This window comes from Kitasatospora albolonga (genome assembly GCF_039535905.1).
Taxonomy (GTDB): domain Bacteria; phylum Actinomycetota; class Actinomycetes; order Streptomycetales; family Streptomycetaceae; genus Kitasatospora; species Kitasatospora albolonga.
This window is the reverse complement of sequence record NZ_BAAAYB010000145.1, coordinates 1-16578: the sequence shown is the minus strand read 5'-3', so window position 1 is coordinate 16578 and position 16578 is coordinate 1. Positions and strand designations below refer to the sequence as shown.

Sequence of the window (16578 nt, the reverse complement as noted above, 5' to 3'; positions counted from 1 at the left end):
ACGGGTCGTCAACATCGTTGGGGGCGATGCCGATGGGTGGGTGCGACCTTGTCGACGGCGCCAGTGTTGGGCCACGCTCGACGGGCTGTCAACACTTTCGACTGGAGCGGCGACAGATTCGCTCGCGCTCGGATCCGGCTTGTCCGGCAAAAACCCTGTTCCGTGGCACGGGTGACGCGGAAGACGGCGATTCGATCGTCAGATGACCTACTGCGCCCCGAATTTGAGCGAAATGATGGAGCTCATTGGGCGAAAGTTTCGGCGACTCGGCTCGGATGGAGCGGTGCTCGCTCCCCGGCCGGCACGGGTCAGGTGGACGTCCTGATCCGGGGCTGAAGTGGTCGGGTGAAGAGCCCGTCCGGAGAGCCGGGCCGCGCCGTCGCTGCGGCCCGGCTCCCCGGTGCTCAGCGGGCGCCGAGGAGGTGTTCGAGGGCGAGCTGGTCGAGCTGTTCGAAGGCCATGCCCCGGGAGGCCGCGGCGTCCATGTCGAAGTCCTCGAAGGCCGAGCGGTCCGCCAGCAGGCCGGCCAGGCCGTCTTCGGCGGTGGGGAGGGCGAGTTCGAGGAGGCGGGAAGCGGCGAGGGCGGCCTGCACCTCGGGGTCGGAGCGGAAGGCGCGGGAACGCTCGGCCAGCAGAAGGTAGTTGCGCATGCAGGCGGCCGCCGAGGCCCAGACGCCGTCGAAGTCCTCGGTGCGGGGCGGCTTGAAGTCGAAGTGCTTCGGGCCGTCGTAGCCGGCGTTCTCCAACAGGTCGACCAGCCAGAAGGCCTGCCGCAGGTCACCCGCGCCGAAGCGGAAGTCTTGGTCGTACTTGATGCCGGACTGGCCGTTCAGGTCGATGTGGAACAGCTTCCCGTGCCACAGCGCCTGGGCGATGCCGTGCGGGAAGTTCAGCCCGGCCATCTGCTCGTGGCCGACCTCCGGATTGAGGCCGACCCGGTCCGGGCGCTCCAACTCGTTGATGAAGGCCAGGGCGTGACCGACCGTCGGCAGCAGGATGTCGCCGCGCGGCTCGTTCGGCTTGGGCTCGATCGCGAAGCGCAGGTCGTAGCCCTGCACCTCAACGTACTCACCCAGCAGGTCGAAGGCCTCCTTCAGCCGGTCCAACGCCACCCGCACGTCCTTGGCCGCGCCCGACTCGGTGCCCTCCCGGCCGCCCCAGGCGACGTAGGTGGTGGCGCCGAGCTCGGCCGCGAGGTCGATGTTGCGGATCGTCTTGCGCAGCGCGTAGCGGCGCACGTCGCGGTCGTTGGCGGTGAACGCGCCGTCCTTGAAGACCGGGTGGGTGAAGAGGTTGGTGGTGGCCATCGGCACCTTCAGCCCGGTGGCATCCAGGGCAGCGCGGAAGCGCTTGACGGTCTGCTCGCGCTCGGCCTCGCCAGCGCCGAACGGGATCAGGTCGTCGTCGTGGAAGGTAACGCCGTGGGCGCCGAGGGCGGCCAGCCGCTGGACGGTCTCGACCGGGTCGAGCGCGGGCCGGGTGGCGTCGCCGAACGGGTCGCGCCCCTGCCAGCCGACGGTCCACAGACCGAAGGTGAAGCGGTGCGCGGGGGTGGGGACGAGCGGGTCGATGGACATCAAAGGGCTCCGGATCGGTGCGGGGGGGTGTTTGTTATGGCTCTCAACAAATTAGTATGTCGCAACGCCAGAAGGAACCCCCCGGAGGAACGCATGGCTCAGCAGCGCGTCGTGATCGGCGTGGACAGCTCGACGCAGTCCACCAAGGCCATCGCCGTCGACATCGACACGGGCACCGTGGTCGGAGAGGGCCGGGCCGGACACACCGTCAGCTCGGGAACCGGCCGCGAGAGCGACCCCGAGCAGTGGTGGCGGGCACTCGGCGAGGCCGCCGCCGCCACCGGCTGGGCCGACCGCGCGGCCGCCGTCTCGATCGCCGGCCAGCAGCACGGACTGGTCACCCTCGACGCGGCCGGGGCGCCGGTCCGTCCGGCGCTGCTCTGGAACGACGTCCGCTCCGCACCCCAGGCGGCCGAGCTGCGGGACGGGTTCGGCCCCGAGGAGCTCGCCCGCCGGACCGGCAGTGTCCCGACCGCCGCCTTCACCGCCGCCAAGTGGGCGTGGCTGCGCGCCAACGAGCCCGCCGCCGCCGACCGGGCCGCCGCCGTCCGCCTGCCGCACGACTACCTGACGGAGCGTCTGACCGGCGAGGCCGTCACCGACCGCGGCGACGCCTCCGGCACCGGCTGGTGGGGGCCGGACGGCTACGACAAGGACCTGCTGGCCCGGATCGGCCTCGACCCGGGCCAGCTGCCGCAGGTCCTCCCGCCGGGCGCCCGGGTGGGCGTGGTCCGCCCCGGGACGCCGCTGCGCGAAGGCGCGTTGGTGGCCACCGGCACCGGCGACAACATGGCCGCGGCCCTCGGCCTGGGCCTGGAGCCGGGCCGCCCGGTGCTCAGTCTCGGCACCTCCGGCACCGTCTACGCCGTCGGCCGGAACAGGCCCGCCGACCCCACCGGTACCGTCGCGGGCTTCGCCGACGCCCTCGGCGCCTGGCTGCCGCTGGCCTGCACCCTCAACTGCACCCTGGCCGTCGACCGGATCGCGGCCCTGCTGGGCCGCGGCCGGGAGGATGTCGAGGACGGGGGCACCGCCGTCGTCCTGCCCTACCTGGACGGTGAGCGCACCCCGGACCTCCCGGCCGCCTCCGGCCTGGTCCACGGCCTGCGCCACGACACCACGCCGGGGCAGCTGCTCCAGGCCGCCTACGACGGCGCGGCCCACGCCCTGCTGACCGCGCTCGACTCCGTGCTGCGCGCGGGCGGTAACGACCCGTCGGGCGAGGAGCCGCTGCTGCTGATCGGCGGCGGCGCCCGGGGCCGGGCCTGGCAGCGGACCGTGCTGCGGCTCTCCGGCCGGGCGGTCCTGGTCCCCGAGGCCCAGGAGCTGGTGGCCCTCGGCGCCGCCGCCCAGGCCGCCGCGCTGCTCACCGGCGAACCGGCCGACGCGGTCGCCCGCCGCTGGCGCACGGCGGAGGGACCGCTGATCGAACCGGTGGCGCAGGACCACGACGCCCTGGCTCGGATCGGGGATACCCTGCGTCGGGCCGGGGCCTTGCAAGGTGCCCCGGCCGGGGACCGGTAGGAAGGGCGGCACGTGGCAGCGGTCGGCAGGACGGGCATGGGCGCGGAGAACGGGCCGGCCTGGCAACAGGACATGCGGCGGCAGAACCTCGCGGTGGTCCTCGGCACGGTCGCCGCGCACACCCCGCTCTCCCGCGCCGACGTGGCCGGGCGGGTCGGGCTGACCAGGGCGGCCGTCTCCTCGCTGGTCGACGAGCTGATCGCCCGCGGCACGCTGACCGAGGGCGTGGCCACCGCCAGCGGACGGGTCGGGCGGCCCGGCCGGGCACTGGCGCTGAACGGCGAGGGCCCGGCCGGCCTCGGCCTGGAGATCGGGGTCGCCCACCTCGGCGCCTGCGTGGTGGACCTGCGCGGCGAGCCCCGGGTCTGGTGCCGGACCGAGCGGCCCAACGCGGGGCTGCCGGCCGGGGAGGTCCTGGCGCGGGCCGCCGCGTTGGCCGCCGAGGCGGAGGCCGAGGCGGCCGCCCTCGGACTGCGGGTCGAGGGCCGGGTGCTGGCCGTTCCCGGTGTGGTCCCGAACGAGCCCGACGGCCTGGTCGAGCGCGCGCCCAACCTCGGCTGGCACACCGTCAGGATCGCAGACCACTGGCCCGACCCGGACACCGTGCCCGAGCCGGAGAACGAGGCCAACCTCGGTGCGCTGGCCGAGTACTGGAGCGCGGAGGAGAGCGCCGAGACCTTCGTGCACGTCTCCGCCGAGGCCGGGATCGGCGCCGCCTTGGTCCTCGACGGCCGCCTGTTCCGCGGGGCCCGGGGCTTCGCCGGAGAGCTCGGCCACGTGCCGGTCCACCCGGACGGCCCCGGCTGCGTCTGCGGCTCCCGGGGCTGCCTGGAGCAGTACGCGGGCGAGGCGGCGGTCCTGCGGGAGGCGGGCCTCGCGCCCACCGACCTCGCGGGGGCCGACCGGGGCGACCCGGTGGTCCTGCTGGCTGAGCGGGCCAGGGCGGGCCACCCGCCGACCGTACGGGCGCTGGAGCGCGCGGGCCGGGCCCTCGGCCTGGCCCTGGCGTCCGCCGTCGAACTCATCGACCCGGACGGCCTGGTACTCGGCGGCACCTATGCGGAGCTCGCCGAGTGGCTGCTGCCGGCCGTCCGCGCCGAGCTGGCCGACCGGGTCACCGTGCGCCCGTGGGAGCCGGAGGCGCTGCGGCCCTCCGCCCTCGGGCGGCGCGGGCCGCTGCTGGGCGCGGCGCTGACCACGGTGCACCGGATCATGGCGGACCCCACCCTGCTGTCCGCCGACTGACCCCCCGGTGTGGCAGGGCTGCCACTCGCGCTGTTGCATCGGATGAATGTGCGGTGACGGCGGCGCGGGACGGTGCCGTCGTGCTCCACCTGCCGGAGGGCGCGGACCGTACGGTCCTGACCGACCCGGCCGGCGAGGTGATCGCCCGCGCCTGTGACGTCCGCCGGGAGTTCGCGTTCCCGCTCCGGGCCGGCGGCCGGTACCGGCTCTCGTTCGAGGGGTGACGCCGCGCGGGGCCGGCCGTCCTCGGACGACCGGCCCCGCGGGGTGCTGACGGGCGATCAGCAGGTGCTGTTGGTCTGGGTCAGCAGGCCCATCCGGTAGGGGAGCTTGATGTAGTCACCGGAGGCGCTCGGGTCGAGGCCCTGGTAGACGTACTGCAGCTTGCAGGGGTTGATCGGCAGGGTTTGGTCGTTGCCCGAGCGGACCAGCTCGCCGTGGCTGAAGTCCTGGGTCCAGGCGGTGCCGGAGAAGGTGACGTTGTTCCGGCCGGCGAACGGCTCGCCCTCGGTGGCGGCCAGCGGGGTCCAGGTACCGGTGAGGCTCGGGGCCGTCCAGGAGCGGAAGTAGCGGCGGCCGGTGCTGCCGATCGCCTCGACCACCATCAGGTACTCGTCCTTGCCCTGGACCTTGTAGACGTTGGACGCCTCGAACAGGTTGTTGGGGGTGTCGGACATGATCATCTGGGTGTTGCCGTAGCCGTTCGGGAAGTTCGCCAGGGTGGTCTGGGCCCGGTACATGTGGCCGTTGTCGTCGGCGAAGAACAGGAAGCAGTTGGCGGCGTCACAGATCGTCCAGAAGTCGATCCAGGTGCCGTTGCCCTTGTTCTGGGTCACGATCGCGGGCTCGGTGGAGATGAAGGTCTTCGGCGCGGTCCACAGCGCCGGGTTGCTCGGGTCGGTGCTGGTCGAGTAGGACGGCGGCCCGGTCTGGAAGACCATGTACCAGAGGTTCTGCGGCGCGAAGTAGAAGACCTGCGGCGCGGCCCGGTAGCCCTTGCCGATGCCGGAGCCGGTGTCCAGGTAGGTCGGGGTCGCGGCGGCGGCCTGGGACCAGTCGGAGAAGGTGAACTGCTCCAGGTTCCAGCCCGCGGTGCCGCTGGCGGTGGTCGCGTAGACGATCCACTTGTCGTTGTGGCGGATCACCGAGAAGTCCTTGATCGCCGCGATGTCCGGGTGTGCGGAGTCGGGCTTCGGCCCGGCCAGTACACCGCTGGAGCTCCATCGGAAGGTGGACGGCAGCGAGCCGCCGCCGCTGCCGCCGCCGCCGACGTCGCCGACCGGGACGAGCTGCCACTGCTGGTTGGTCCCGCCCCAGTCGGCGTACTGGACCACCTTGCCGCCGTCGGCGGTGGAGGCACCCTGCACCTCCAGGGCCTTGCTGCTGTGCTTGTTGATCAGGCGCACGTGGCCGTCGGGGGAGTCGGCCAGCCGGAACTGCTGGTTGGCCGCGTTCAGGTCGGACCACTGGACGACGTCGGCGCCGTCGGCGGAGGACCAGTTGTAGTTGTCCAGCACCTTGCCGGACGTGCGGTTCTGCAGGCGGAAGTAGCCGCTGCCGGAGTCCAGGAACCGCCACTGCTGCACGGAGGCGTTGGTGCGCGTCCACTGCACGACCGAAGCGCCGTTGCCCGTACCGCCGTTGTAGTCGTCCAGGGCCTTGCCGCTGTTGCGGTTGACCAGGACGTACCACTTGGCGGTGTCGACCGTGGCGGCCGCGGCGGTGGTGGTGTTGACCGAGACCAGGAAGCCGGCCAGGAAGACCACCGAGAGCACGGCGGCCAGGCGCGAGCGCCAACCACGTGCGTTCATGTGCACTCTCCTACGGGTGGGGTGGGGAGCGCCGGAGAGGTTATTGTTAACGCTAACAACTTGAACGGTGAATTTCCGGCGTGTGGCAGGGAGGTAATCAGGGCCTGCTGGGGCTGTCAAGACCTCGCGCAGGAATCCGTCTGCACCTGACCACCTGCCAAGATGCTTGACCGTATGGGAAGTTCAGGCGCGGATCGGCGGCGGCGTAGCGGAGTGGGCGACCGGGTCGGAGGGCCCGGCCGGCCGTTCGGTTTGAGAGCGCTAACAGACCGTCAGCTCTCCCCGGGCCGCCAGCTGACCTCGGCGACGACTGGCGGGACGGTGAGTATCGCCGCGCGGTCCGCCTCCCAGCGGTCGATCGGCCGGGCGTCGGTGGAGCGGTATCGGCGCCGGTTGGCGATCTGCAGCCAGGCCGTCAGCTGGGTGTTGAAATCGTCGGGGCCGGTGAAGACGCGGTCTACCGGCGGAGCGGGACGACCCCGCCGCCGGGGCCACGCAGTTCGGACTCGCCGCAGCGGCTTGGCAGCGGATCGGCCGTCCGTTCGAGGCCGCCCGGTGCACCGACTCGGCCACCCGGTCGGGCGCGGCCGCCGCAGTGAACTCTCGCCCCGCGAACGCCAGGTGGCCGAAACTCCTCGCCTGCGGGTGCGACCAACCAGGAGATCGCCCGGGCCCAGGTGCTGTCGCCGCGCACCGTCGAGCGGTACGCGGCGCAGGTCCTCCGGAAGCTCGGGGTGAGCCGGACGAACGTCGGACACCCGCTGTACAGGGAGACCTGACGGCCCGGCCGGGTCCGCGCGCGGCCAGTGCGCTCGGTGGGCCGCCAGCACCTGTGCCAGCGCGGCCAGAGCCGGAAGGGTCCAGACGAAGATGACCTTCCGGCTGGCCGTGGCGGCACCGTACGCGCCGACCACGGCCACACGCATCAGGAAGAACACCTCCGCCTGGAAACCCCCTGGGTCGGACGCGACGGCACTCCACACCAGGCCCGCGGCGAGGAAGCCGTCGTACAGCCCCTGATTGGCGGCGGGCGTCTTCGTCGCGGCGGCGAATTCCTCGGTGGTCCCGAAGGCCGCTCGGGCTTCCGCGCCGGCCCACAGGAACATCTCCAGGACCATGGTGCAGGCGTGCACGGCGGCGATGAAGGACCGCGACGGTGGTGATGATCGACATGGCCAAGGCCCGCACTGGGCTTGATCCGCTTTGACGGACACCCCTGATCAGGGGCCTTGATCCCGGAGGGATGATGTCCGTCATGGGGAGCATGGGGAAGAAGAAGCCGCGTCCTCGCCGCTCGTTCACGCCGGAGTTCAAGGCTGAGATCGTCGGGCTGTGCCGGCAAGGCGACCGCTCGGTCGGCCAGGTGGCGAAGGACTTCGACCTGACCGAGACCGCGGTGCGGGCCTGGGTGAACCAGGCTCAGACCGACGCCGGCGAACGCGACGGCCTGACCAGCGACGAGCGCGAGGAACTGGCCCGGTTGCGGCGGGAGAACCGGCGCCTGCGCGAGGACGTCGACATTCTCCGTCGTGCAACGGCTTTCTTCGCGAAGGAGACCCGGTGACGGTGCACCCGTTCATCGAGGCGGAGAAGCGGGCAGGCCGCAACGTCAAACGGGCGTGCGAGCTGTTGAAGGTCTCCCGAGCCGCCTTCTACGCCCGCCGCACCGCAACTCCCGGTCCCCGCAAGGTCCGTGACGCCGAACTCACCGAGAGGATCACCGAGGTTCCGGGGAATCGCGCGGCAGCTACGGCGCCCCGCGCGTCCACGCCGTATTCCAGCGCCAAGGTGAGCGGTGCGGCCGGCGCCGCATCGCGCGCCTGATGCGCCAGGCCGGCCTGGCAGGGCTGCACCGACGGCGGCGGCAGCGCACCACCGTCCCCGGCCCGCACGCCGCCGCCCGGCCCGACCTGGTCCTGCGGGACTTCGAACCCAACCCGTGGGCCACCGACACACGTTGGTGCGGCGACATCACCTACATCCCGACCGAGGAGGGCTGGCTCTACCTGGCCACCGTCATCGACATCGCCTCCCGCCGCGTGGTCGGCTGGGCCACCGCCGACCACCTGCGGACCGAACTCGTCGCCGATGCCCTGCGCACCGCCTGCCACCAGCGTCGGCCCGCCGGACACGTGATCTTCCACTCCGATCGCGGCTGCCAGTACACCAGTAGCGAATTCGCCGGCTTGGCAAGCGAGTTCGGCATCCGCCTGTCCGTGGGTCGTACCGGGCAGTGCTGGGACAACGCCCTCGCCGAGTCCTTCTTCGCCACCCTCAAACGGGAGTTGACCGACCACCGGACCTGGCCCAGCCGGGCAGCGGCCCACTCCGCGATCTTCGAGTGGATCGAAAGCTGGTACAACATACACAGGCTGCACAGCAGCCTCGGCTACCGCAGCCCCGCCGAGTACGAGACCGTCCTCGCAGCCTGACCACCACACCGCAGGTGTCCGTCAAAGCGGAGCAAGCTCACACCGACTGTCCGGGGCAACAGCAATCCTGCCCGGAGCTTCCAGGCCAGACACTACGACGCACACGCACGTCGGTGGCCGGCCTCCTGTCCCGCGCTGCGCTCCCAGCACATTCGACGCGCCACGCCCTGGCAAGCAAACGCCGCGCCCGGCCCAGCCAGCCTCGCCACGCCCCGGACGGAGTTGCCATCGCGTCCGGCGCCGGGTCGGAGCTACACCTGCTACCCGATGAGTGACGGCGCCGTCGGAGGCGACAACCGCACCGCCCGCCGCATCCGCCTGTTCAAGAACACCACCTGCCAGGGCTACGCCACCGCCGTCATCGAGCCCGGCTACTCCTGGCACGACCGCAGCAGCGTCTACCTGTCCTTCGCCACCGTCTGACCCAGCCCGGCGCCGCGGACCCGGCCTCGCGTCGTGCGCCGGCGTCGGGTGCGGGCACCCGAAGGGCTCCGGGTGCCCGCAGGCATCGGTCAGGCGACGTCGAGCCAGAACTTCTCGTGCTCGCCGCCGATGGCGTTGGTCTGGCAGTTCACGGTGCCGCCCGGGCCGGTCTCGGCGGTGACGCCGCTGCCGGTCACCAGGCGCAGGCAGATGCCGGGGAAGGCCTGGGAGGCGAGGGAGAAGGACCCGTCGGGCTGGGCGATCAGGAGGAACTTCTCCCACGGGCCCAGCCCGAACTGACAGTTGACCGTGCCGCCACCGGCCATGGTGGAGGGGACGCCGTTGCCGTCCATGCGCAGGAACACGTTCGCGGACACCGCCGACTCGAAGGAGAACGAGCCGTCCGCGTTGGCGTGGACCTTGAAGGCCGTCAGCGGACCGGGCCCGTACTGGCAGTTGACCTTGCCGCCACCGTTGTCCGTCGCGGTGCTCACGCCCGCGCCGTCCAGCCGCAGGAAGACGTTGTGGAAGAACGTCGACTGGATGCCGATCGGCTTGCCACCGAGCTTGGTCAGGTCGGCTGCTGACAGTGCCATGAGGGATGTCTCCTTCTGCCCGCATGTGCCGCGGACGCGGTCGGGTCGCCGCCCAGGGGTCCCTGGTGGCGCACGCTGCCGGGGCCGCTCCGGACACCGGCTCCGGCACGGCGCCGCCCACGGGCGGCAGGGCTCACGGGGCGCCGGCCGGGTCCGCCGCAGTCCCGCATATGACAGCGACACGTAGCATCAGCGCGGTCACCCGCCGCTGTCGACGGTGCCTGCGGGACGAGCAGCCGGAACCAGCCACGATCCCCAACCACCCCACCAGTAAAGGCAGTTGACTGCCATATCCGCCTAGGTTCTGTCCGGCGGATCGGGTCTGGTCCATAGGCGGATCGAGGCGACGGTGACGGTCCCGTGGAAGACGTAGGCCCGTTTGTCGTAGCGGGTGGCGACGGCGCGGAAGGTCTTGAGGCGGTTGATGGTGCGCTCGACTTCGTTCCGGCGCCGGTAGGTGTCCGCGTCGAAGACGGGTGGCCGGCCTCCTTTGCTGCCGCGGCGCCGGCGGTTCGCCCGCTGGTCCCGGGGTTCGGCGATGGTGTGCTTGATGTGGCGTCTGCGCAGGTAGGTGCGGTTGCGGCGGGAACTGTAGGCCTTGTCCCCGCTGACGTGGTCGGGCCGCGTGCGTGGACGCCCGCCGCCCGGCCGTGGGACGCGGATGCGCTCCAGGACGGCGACGAGCCGCGGTGCGTCGCCCCACTGACCCGGTGTCACCAGCAGGGACAGGGGGCGGCGTCCGCCTTCGCCGGCCAGGTGGATCTTCGTTGTCAGCCCGCCCCGGGAGCGTCCGAGACCCTCGTCGGGGCGGTGCTGCCGGGGCGTTGATCTTTTTTCGGGATCCGCGGTTCCCGGTGGGGCGCCCCGGCGGCGTGCTGATGGGCGCGGCACGAGGTCGAATCCACGCCCACCAGGCTCCAGTCCACGCGGCCCTGAGCGTCGGCGTCGGCCTGGACCGACTGGAGGATCCGGTCCCAGGTGCCGTCCGCGCACCACTGCCGGTGTGAAGTAGGCCGCCGGCGAGGTGCTCGTGGCGCGAGTCCTTTTCCGACGGCCCCTTCCCGAACGGTGCGGGCTAGTTTCCCAGCACACCGCTCTCCAGTGACGCTTTTCGAGTGGACGAGGGAGCCCGTCCTGCGTGGATTCCGTTGTGACATGCTTGGCAGACCACCAGGGTCTTTCGCCTGCGCGACGCCATAATCAGCGCCCACACTGGACGGGTAGGCCGACCCGGCTTGTTCAGGTCTGCGAGCCTGCGGATATGGTGGACTGAGCTTGCTCCGCTTTGACGGACACCTGCGGTGTGGTGGTCAGGCTGCGAGGACGGTCTCGTACTCGGCGGGGCTGCGGTAGCCGAGGCTGCTGTGCAGCCTGTGTATGTTGTACCAGCTTTCGATCCACTCGAAGATCGCGGAGTGGGCCGCTGCCCGGCTGGGCCAGGTCCGGTGGTCGGTCAACTCCCGTTTGAGGGTGGCGAAGAAGGACTCGGCGAGGGCGTTGTCCCAGCACTGCCCGGTACGACCCACGGACAGGCGGATGCCGAACTCGCTTGCCAAGCCGGCGAATTCGCTACTGGTGTACTGGCAGCCGCGATCGGAGTGGAAGATCACGTGTCCGGCGGGCCGACGCTGGTGGCAGGCGGTGCGCAGGGCATCGGCGACGAGTTCGGTCCGCAGGTGGTCGGCGGTGGCCCAGCCGACCACGCGGCGGGAGGCGATGTCGATGACGGTGGCCAGGTAGAGCCAGCCCTCCTCGGTCGGGATGTAGGTGATGTCGCCGCACCAACGTGTGTCGGTGGCCCACGGGTTGGGTTCGAAGTCCCGCAGGACCAGGTCGGGCCGGGCGGCGGCGTGCGGGCCGGGGACGGTGGTGCGCTGCCGCCGCCGTCGGTGCAGCCCTGCCAGGCCGGCCTGGCGCATCAGGCGCGCGATGCGGCGCCGGCCGCACCGCTCACCTTGGCGCTGGAATACGGCGTGGACGCGCGGGGCGCCGTAGCTGCCGCGCGATTCCCCGGAACCTCGGTGATCCTCTCGGTGAGTTCGGCGTCACGGACCTTGCGGGGACCGGGAGTTGCGGTGCGGCGGGCGTAGAAGGCGGCTCGGGAGACCTTCAACAGCTCGCACGCCCGTTTGACGTTGCGGCCTGCCCGCTTCTCCGCCTCGATGAACGGGTGCACCGTCACCGGGTCTCCTTCGCGAAGAAAGCCGTTGCACGACGGAGAATGTCGACGTCCTCGCGCAGGCGCCGGTTCTCCCGCCGCAACCGGGCCAGTTCCTCGCGCTCGTCGCTGGTCAGGCCGTCGCGTTCGCCGGCGTCGGTCTGAGCCTGGTTCACCCAGGCCCGCACCGCGGTCTCGGTCAGGTCGAAGTCCTTCGCCACCTGGCCGACCGAGCGGTCGCCTTGCCGGCACAGCCCGACGATCTCAGCCTTGAACTCCGGCGTGAACGAGCGGCGAGGACGCGGCTTCTTCTTCCCCATGCTCCCCATGACGGACATCATCCCTCCGGGATCAAGGCCCCTGATCAGGGGTGTCCGTCAAAGCGGATCAAGCCCAGCCCGGCCCGGCGCAGCCGACGGCTGTGCGACCGACGCCGCGCACCTTCGGCGTCTTGAGGACGTCCACCGGGCGGGCCCACAGTCTCCGGGCCGACCTCGCCGCCGCCGTCGGCCCGGATCACCCGAGCACGCTACAGGTGGACGCACTGCTCGCGGACCTCGCCTGGCTGTCCGGTGGCCACAGCCTGGCGGTGGCGCGGTGGACCTCGGTGGCCCTCGCCCGGGCAGGAACGGAGGGCTCTGACAGTCCCCAGGCACGCTTCGCCGCTCGGCAGGCCGCAGCAGCCTGGAAGCACGTGCCCGACGCGAGTGCCGCCGACGTGGGCCGTCCGCTGTTGGCGATGCTCCTTCAGATCGCGCCCTTGCCCGAGGTCAACCCGATCGTCCGCACTGTCCGCCGGCGTGTCGAAGAGCTGGACTGACCGAATCCGCAAGTGACTGTCGTCGTCATGGCCTGGGGCCGAGGCCGTGGGCGTTCGGGCTCACCCGCCGGTCAACGTGCCTCTGCGCATTGCGGGTTCGTGCATCGTCCAGGGGTCCACGATTCCAACCGTCGGCCGTCCGCGTCGGTGACGGTGCCGGCGTGGTCGGGCTCGACGGCTGAGTTGCACCGGGGGCACGTCATGTCTTTCGGCTTCCTCGTGCCAGTGCGGCGCTCGGCCATGTCATGTCTCCTTGCTGGGCCCAGGGCATGCCTGAGTCGGTGGAACGGGTGCGAGCTCCCAAGGTGCACCTAGGAGTAGACGATGGCAGAGCTCGGGTGGCGCATCGGTGCGGCGCCAGGCTCCTTCCGTTGAATCCGGTGCGCTGTTGAATCGGATTTCGGGGTGGAGCAGGGGTGAGGTCTGCTCGGTGACGTAGCGGAGCTTGCCGAGGCCGCGGATGTCGGGCTCGCCTCGTCGGGAGATGGCGGGCAGAATCCGACGGCGGGTCAGCTCCAGGGGGACATGCTGATTGTCGCAGTCGGCGGGCCAGGCCGTAGGTGACCGCGCCGAGCATCGCTCCGCCCAGGGCGAAGGCGACCGCCGCACCGGCAATGGCCGACAGCTCCACCGAGAAGGTGGAGCCGAGGACGTCGTGCGCCGGAGTCGCTGTCTGAGGACCGGGGCCGGGGTCGCGGGGCAAGTCCGAGAACACCGGGGGTGGGGACCCCGGCCACGAGGAGACCTCCGGGCGGCGGGCGTCGGTTCCACCGTGGCGGGACGCCCACGGCCGTGTCGCCGGCAGTGCGGTGGCCGCTCCGGGACGGTCCGGAGCGGCCACCTGGCGAAGGCCGCCGCGGTCAGCGGGTGGTGTACCCACCGTTCGCGAACAGGGTCTGTCCGGTGATCCACCCGCCCTCGGTGGCGAGGAAGGTGACGATGGGGACGATGTCCTCGATCTTCGTGAGTTCGTTGCCGAGGGCCTGGGACTTGTGGAAGGCGACCCGCTCGGGAGTCTCCTGTCCGTAGAAGAACGGGGTGTCCATCGGCCCGGGCGCGATGTTGTTCACCGAGATCCCTCGTGCCGCGAACTCCTTCGCGGCCGCCCTGGTGAAGTGCTCCACCGGTGCCTTGAGCCCGGCGTAGGTGGAGTACCCGTCGGTGAAGGCGGCCAGTAGGGAGGTGACGATGGTGATCAGCCTGCCGCCGTCGTTGAGCTGTCGGCCGGCCTCGCGGATGAAGAAGTAGGCCGCCTTGGCGTTGACGTCCGACATCCGGTCGTACTCCGCCTCGGTGGTGTCCACAATCGGCTTGCGCAGGACCATGCCGGCGGTGTTCACCGCTACGTCGATCCCGCCGAACCTCTCCTTCACCACGGCGAACACCCGCTCCACCTCGGCCACGTCGGACAGGTCGGCCTGCACCGCGAGGGCTTCACCCCCGGCCCGCTCCACTGCCTCGACGGTGGCCTCCGCGTCGGCCTTGGCCGCGTCCGAGTGGAAGTGCACTCCCACCTTCGCCCCGTCGGCCCCCACCGTCCGGCTGATCAGTCCGCCGAGGTTCTTCGCGCCCGCGCCGACCAGGACGACCTTGCCGGCAAGGCTCTTGTTGTCGCTCATGATGCTCGTTCCTCCGCTGTCGGGTGTCGGGGAGTGCCCCCGGACGCCTGCGGTGTTGATCGTCACATATGGGCTGGATTGTCCGGAATGTCCATGCGCGGATCGGCTCCGGAAACAGGACCAAGGTCCCGCCGGACCCCCGCCGAACTGCGGGCCCGGCGGGCCCGTCCGGCCTCCGGCCCCCGCCGGTCGGCGGGGTGGTCACCCGTCCGCCCCGTTCCGGCGGTGACGGGTGGCCGGCGCTGCCTACGGTCGGAGGGCACGCCCGGCGCACCCGGGGAGTGGAGCGACGGCGAGAGGCAGGGCCCTGCGGTGGATCCGGTGACCGAGTCCCTCGGTGAACTCCTGGGGCGGTTGAGCGCCCTGAAGGGCGGCGAGGTCGCCTCCTACATCCCGCAGCTGGCCAAGGCGGACCCGGACGACTTCGGGATCGCGATCACCAGCATGGCCGGCCGTCGCTACAAGGTGGGGAAGGCCGACACGCCCTTCACCATCCAGTCGGTCTCCAAGCCCTTCGTCTACGCGCTGGCGCTCTCCGACCTGGGCCCGGAGGAGATGCTCCGGCGGGTCGGTGCCGAGCCCAGCGGCGAGGCGTTCAACGCGATCAGCCTGGAGCCGCACACCGGGCGGCCGGCCAACCCGATGGTCAACGCCGGCGCGATCGCCACCACCGCCCTGGTGCGGGCGGCCGACCCCGGAGCCCGGTCGGCCCGGATCCTGGACCGGCTGTCGGCGTTCGCGGGCCGCCGCCTGGACCACGACGAGGAGGTGTACGCCTCCGAGTCCGCCAGCGGTGACCGCAACCGCGCGCTCGCCTACCTGATGCGGGCGGCCGGATCACTGGTGGACGACCCGTACGCGGTGACCGACACCTACTTCCGCCAGTGCGCCGTCCGGGTCACCGCGGCCGACCTCGCGGTGATGGCCGCGACGCTGGCCACCGGGGGGCTCAACCCCGTCACCGGCGAACGGGTCGTCAGCCAGCTGGTGGCGACCCGGACGCTGGCCGTGATGGCCACCTGCGGAATGTACGACGGTGCCGGGGAGTGGCTGTTGAACGTCGGGCTGCCGGCCAAGAGCGGTGTGGGCGGGCGGGCTGATCGCGTGCAGCCCGGGCCGCTTCGGCGTCGCCGTCTACAGTCCGCCGCTGGACGCGGAGGGCAACTCCGTCCGGGGCGTGGCGGCGCTGACCGAGATGTCCTCGCGGTACGCGCTGCACCTCATGCACGTCCCGGTGCACATGACCGCCACCGTGACCGACACGGTGCGCGCGGCGCGCTCCGGCCGTGAACACGATCCCGCGCGGACCGCCGTCCTGGACGCGCGGCCCATCGTGGTGATCGGCGCCCAGGGAGACCTGGAGTTCACCGAGACCGAGCAACTGCTGGCAGCGGTGGAGCGGGCCGCCGAGGCCGCTCCCGGCGCGATCGTGCTCGACCTCACGGCGGTCACCGCCGTCGGGGCGGGCCCCGCGACCATGGTCGAGGGGACCTTGAAGGACCTCGAACGACGCGGTCTGCGGGTCGCCGTCGCCGTCCAGCAACCGTTCCTGGACCAGGTCGACGGCCCTCCCGGCCGATGGACGGCCACGCGCGACGAGGCGGTGGCCTGGTGCGAGGACCGGCTCCTGGAGGACGCGGGCTGACGGTGCGTCGGCAGTGCGGGTGCGGGTGCGGGACGCGGAGAGCGGGAGGCGGCCGGTGGTTCAGGACGGTGCACCACAACCGATGTGACGACCCGTCAACCGATCGGCCCTGCAGGCCGCCCCGCAGGAGGCCGGTTCCGTGGTGATTGCGTAGGCGGGCCCGCTGGCCACGGACGTGCGCAGGCCGGAGGCCCTCAGCCGGGCCGCGACGGCCAGTGCCTCCCCGGCCCCGGGTGCCAGGAAGACGCAGGTCGAACCGGCTCCGCACACCAGCGCCGCCAGTGCCCCGGCCTCCAGGCCGGCGTCCAGGGTCCGCCGTAGCAGGGGGAGGAGGGAGAGGGCGGCCGGCTGCAGGTCGTTGGTGAGGCGACGGGCCAGTGCCTTGACGTCGCCCCGCTGCAGGGCGGCGAGCAGCCTGTCGTCGGCACGGTCCGGACTCCCCTCGGAGCCGCGTGGTGGCCGGACCTTCCCGGCTGCCCGGAGCTCGTCCCAGCGGCGGAACACCTCGGGGGAGCGAAGCGGGCGGTCCGCCGGAGCCAGCACCCAGTGGGTGTCCGTGCCCACCGCGACCGGCACCAGCCGGTCTCCCCGGCCGGTGGCCAGCGCCGCGCCGCCGTGCAGTCCGAACGGCACCTCGGTGCCCAGGGTGCGGGCCAGCCGGGTCAGGACGGAGGGCAGGGTCGCGGTGCCCCACAGGAGGTCGCAGGCGAGCAGGGCGGCGGCGCCGA

The 16578-nt window shown here is 71.9% G+C and carries 16 protein-coding genes and 6 pseudogenes; 11 read left to right on the top strand and 11 right to left on the bottom strand.

What is annotated here, in order from left to right; genetic code table 11:
• Window positions 1-404 precede the first annotated feature (404 nt).
• Window positions 405-1577: a xylose isomerase gene (xylA, locus tag ABD946_RS35595; protein ID WP_345289829.1), complete on the bottom strand. Its 1173-nt coding sequence runs from the start codon at window positions 1575-1577 to the stop codon at window positions 405-407.
• Window positions 1578-1670: 93 nt separating this feature from the next.
• Between xylA and xylB the strand changes: the two genes are divergently transcribed.
• Genes xylB through ABD946_RS35580 form a run of 3 tightly spaced genes read left to right on the top strand, consistent with a single transcriptional unit; the run spans window position 1671 to window position 4570 of the window.
• Entirely contained in the window at window positions 1671-3101 is a 1431-nt protein-coding gene (gene xylB / locus ABD946_RS35590) for a xylulokinase (RefSeq protein ID WP_345287899.1), read from the top strand.
• 36 nt (window positions 3102-3137) lie between these two features.
• A complete protein-coding gene (locus ABD946_RS35585; protein ID WP_345287962.1) occupies window positions 3138-4346 on the top strand; it encodes an ROK family transcriptional regulator in 1209 nt (402 codons plus the stop codon).
• 53 nt (window positions 4347-4399) lie between these two features.
• Window positions 4400-4570, top strand: coding sequence for a hypothetical protein (locus ABD946_RS35580; protein WP_345287897.1), 171 nt, complete (start codon window positions 4400-4402; stop codon window positions 4568-4570).
• Window positions 4571-4627: 57 nt separating this feature from the next.
• On the opposite strand, the gene ABD946_RS35575 is transcribed toward ABD946_RS35580, so the two are convergent.
• Both ABD946_RS35575 and ABD946_RS35570 read right to left on the bottom strand, forming a co-directional pair.
• Window positions 4628-6157 (bottom strand): non-reducing end alpha-L-arabinofuranosidase family hydrolase, encoded by a 1530-nt coding sequence (locus tag ABD946_RS35575; RefSeq protein ID WP_345287895.1) that lies wholly within the window; start codon window positions 6155-6157, stop codon window positions 4628-4630.
• A gap of 272 nt (window positions 6158-6429) precedes the next feature.
• Entirely contained in the window at window positions 6430-7290 is an 861-nt protein-coding gene (locus tag ABD946_RS35570) for a DUF1304 domain-containing protein (protein WP_345287894.1), read from the bottom strand.
• Between the two features lie 131 nt (window positions 7291-7421).
• On the opposite strand from ABD946_RS35570, the gene ABD946_RS35565 reads away from it, so the two are divergent.
• From ABD946_RS35565 to ABD946_RS35550, 4 genes and pseudogenes are all read left to right on the top strand, one after another.
• A complete protein-coding gene (locus ABD946_RS35565; RefSeq protein ID WP_425558707.1) occupies window positions 7422-7721 on the top strand; it encodes a transposase in 300 nt (99 codons plus the stop codon).
• Window positions 7718-7981 (top strand): hypothetical protein, encoded by a 264-nt coding sequence (locus ABD946_RS35560; RefSeq protein ID WP_345287890.1) that lies wholly within the window; start codon window positions 7718-7720, stop codon window positions 7979-7981. Before ABD946_RS35565 ends, ABD946_RS35560 begins: the two co-directional genes overlap by 4 nt.
• Window positions 7951-8589: pseudogene (locus ABD946_RS35555) on the top strand (IS3 family transposase); the annotation flags it as partial. The gene ABD946_RS35560 and the pseudogene ABD946_RS35555, both read left to right, overlap by 31 nt.
• A gap of 267 nt (window positions 8590-8856) precedes the next feature.
• Window positions 8857-9012: a hypothetical protein gene (locus tag ABD946_RS35550; RefSeq protein ID WP_345287893.1), complete on the top strand. Its 156-nt coding sequence runs from the start codon at window positions 8857-8859 to the stop codon at window positions 9010-9012.
• A gap of 89 nt (window positions 9013-9101) precedes the next feature.
• On the opposite strand, the gene ABD946_RS35545 is transcribed toward ABD946_RS35550, so the two are convergent.
• The 6 genes and pseudogenes from ABD946_RS35545 to ABD946_RS35520 form a co-directional block, all read right to left on the bottom strand.
• Window positions 9102-9608 carry a fascin domain-containing protein gene (locus ABD946_RS35545; protein WP_345287892.1) on the bottom strand — a complete coding sequence of 169 codons (507 nt, stop codon included), beginning with the start codon at window positions 9606-9608 and terminating at the stop codon, window positions 9102-9104.
• Window positions 9609-9905: 297 nt separating this feature from the next.
• A pseudogene (locus ABD946_RS35540) lies at window positions 9906-10612 on the bottom strand (IS5 family transposase); the annotation flags it as partial.
• Between the two features lie 71 nt (window positions 10613-10683).
• A complete protein-coding gene (locus ABD946_RS35535; protein WP_425558711.1) occupies window positions 10684-10851 on the bottom strand; it encodes an HNH endonuclease in 168 nt (55 codons plus the stop codon).
• A gap of 67 nt (window positions 10852-10918) precedes the next feature.
• Window positions 10919-11557, bottom strand: a pseudogene (locus tag ABD946_RS35530) (IS3 family transposase); the annotation flags it as partial.
• On the bottom strand, window positions 11527-11790 hold the full coding sequence (locus ABD946_RS35525; protein WP_345287890.1) for a hypothetical protein: 264 nt from the start codon (window positions 11788-11790) through the stop codon (window positions 11527-11529). The pseudogene ABD946_RS35530 and the gene ABD946_RS35525, both read right to left, overlap by 31 nt.
• Window positions 11787-12086, bottom strand: a complete 300-nt coding sequence (locus ABD946_RS35520; RefSeq protein ID WP_425558707.1) for a transposase — start codon at window positions 12084-12086, stop codon at window positions 11787-11789. Before ABD946_RS35520 ends, ABD946_RS35525 begins: the two co-directional genes overlap by 4 nt.
• Before the next feature lie 215 nt (window positions 12087-12301).
• On the opposite strand from ABD946_RS35520, the gene ABD946_RS35515 reads away from it, so the two are divergent.
• Entirely contained in the window at window positions 12302-12586 is a 285-nt protein-coding gene (locus ABD946_RS35515; protein ID WP_345287888.1) for a hypothetical protein, read from the top strand.
• 860 nt (window positions 12587-13446) lie between these two features.
• On the opposite strand, the gene ABD946_RS35510 is transcribed toward ABD946_RS35515, so the two are convergent.
• Window positions 13447-14205, bottom strand: a complete 759-nt coding sequence (locus ABD946_RS35510; protein ID WP_345287886.1) for an SDR family oxidoreductase — start codon at window positions 14203-14205, stop codon at window positions 13447-13449.
• 87 nt (window positions 14206-14292) lie between these two features.
• On the opposite strand from ABD946_RS35510, the pseudogene glsA reads away from it, so the two are divergent.
• The 3 genes and pseudogenes from glsA to ABD946_RS35495 form a co-directional block, all read left to right on the top strand.
• A pseudogene (gene glsA / locus ABD946_RS35505) lies at window positions 14293-15261 on the top strand (glutaminase A); the annotation flags it as partial.
• A 25-nt stretch (window positions 15262-15286) separates the two neighbouring features.
• Window positions 15287-15376, top strand: a pseudogene (locus ABD946_RS35500) (glutaminase); the annotation flags it as partial.
• A gap of 81 nt (window positions 15377-15457) precedes the next feature.
• Window positions 15458-15850, top strand: coding sequence for an STAS domain-containing protein (locus tag ABD946_RS35495; protein WP_345289892.1), 393 nt, complete (start codon window positions 15458-15460; stop codon window positions 15848-15850).
• Between the two features lie 60 nt (window positions 15851-15910).
• Here the strand turns inward: ABD946_RS35495 and ABD946_RS35490 are convergent.
• Window positions 15911-16578 (bottom strand): annotated as a pseudogene (locus ABD946_RS35490) (hypothetical protein); the annotation flags it as partial.

Excerpts from the sequence above, each read along its gene's own strand:
- xylA (WP_345289829.1), bottom strand. The coding sequence starts at position 1,577 with ATGTCCATCGACCCGCTCGTCCCCACCCCCGCGCACCGCTTCACCTTC.
- xylB (WP_345287899.1), top strand. The coding sequence starts at position 1,671 with ATGGCTCAGCAGCGCGTCGTGATCGGCGTGGACAGCTCGACGCAGTCC.
- ABD946_RS35585 (WP_345287962.1), top strand. The coding sequence starts at position 3,138 with ATGGGCGCGGAGAACGGGCCGGCCTGGCAACAGGACATGCGGCGGCAG.
- ABD946_RS35575 (WP_345287895.1), bottom strand. The coding sequence starts at position 6,157 with ATGAACGCACGTGGTTGGCGCTCGCGCCTGGCCGCCGTGCTCTCGGTG.
- ABD946_RS35565 (WP_425558707.1), top strand. The coding sequence starts at position 7,422 with ATGGGGAAGAAGAAGCCGCGTCCTCGCCGCTCGTTCACGCCGGAGTTC.
- ABD946_RS35550 (WP_345287893.1), top strand. The coding sequence starts at position 8,857 with ATGAGTGACGGCGCCGTCGGAGGCGACAACCGCACCGCCCGCCGCATC.
- ABD946_RS35545 (WP_345287892.1), bottom strand. The coding sequence starts at position 9,608 with ATGGCACTGTCAGCAGCCGACCTGACCAAGCTCGGTGGCAAGCCGATC.
- ABD946_RS35520 (WP_425558707.1), bottom strand. The coding sequence starts at position 12,086 with ATGGGGAAGAAGAAGCCGCGTCCTCGCCGCTCGTTCACGCCGGAGTTC.
- ABD946_RS35510 (WP_345287886.1), bottom strand. The coding sequence starts at position 14,205 with ATGAGCGACAACAAGAGCCTTGCCGGCAAGGTCGTCCTGGTCGGCGCG.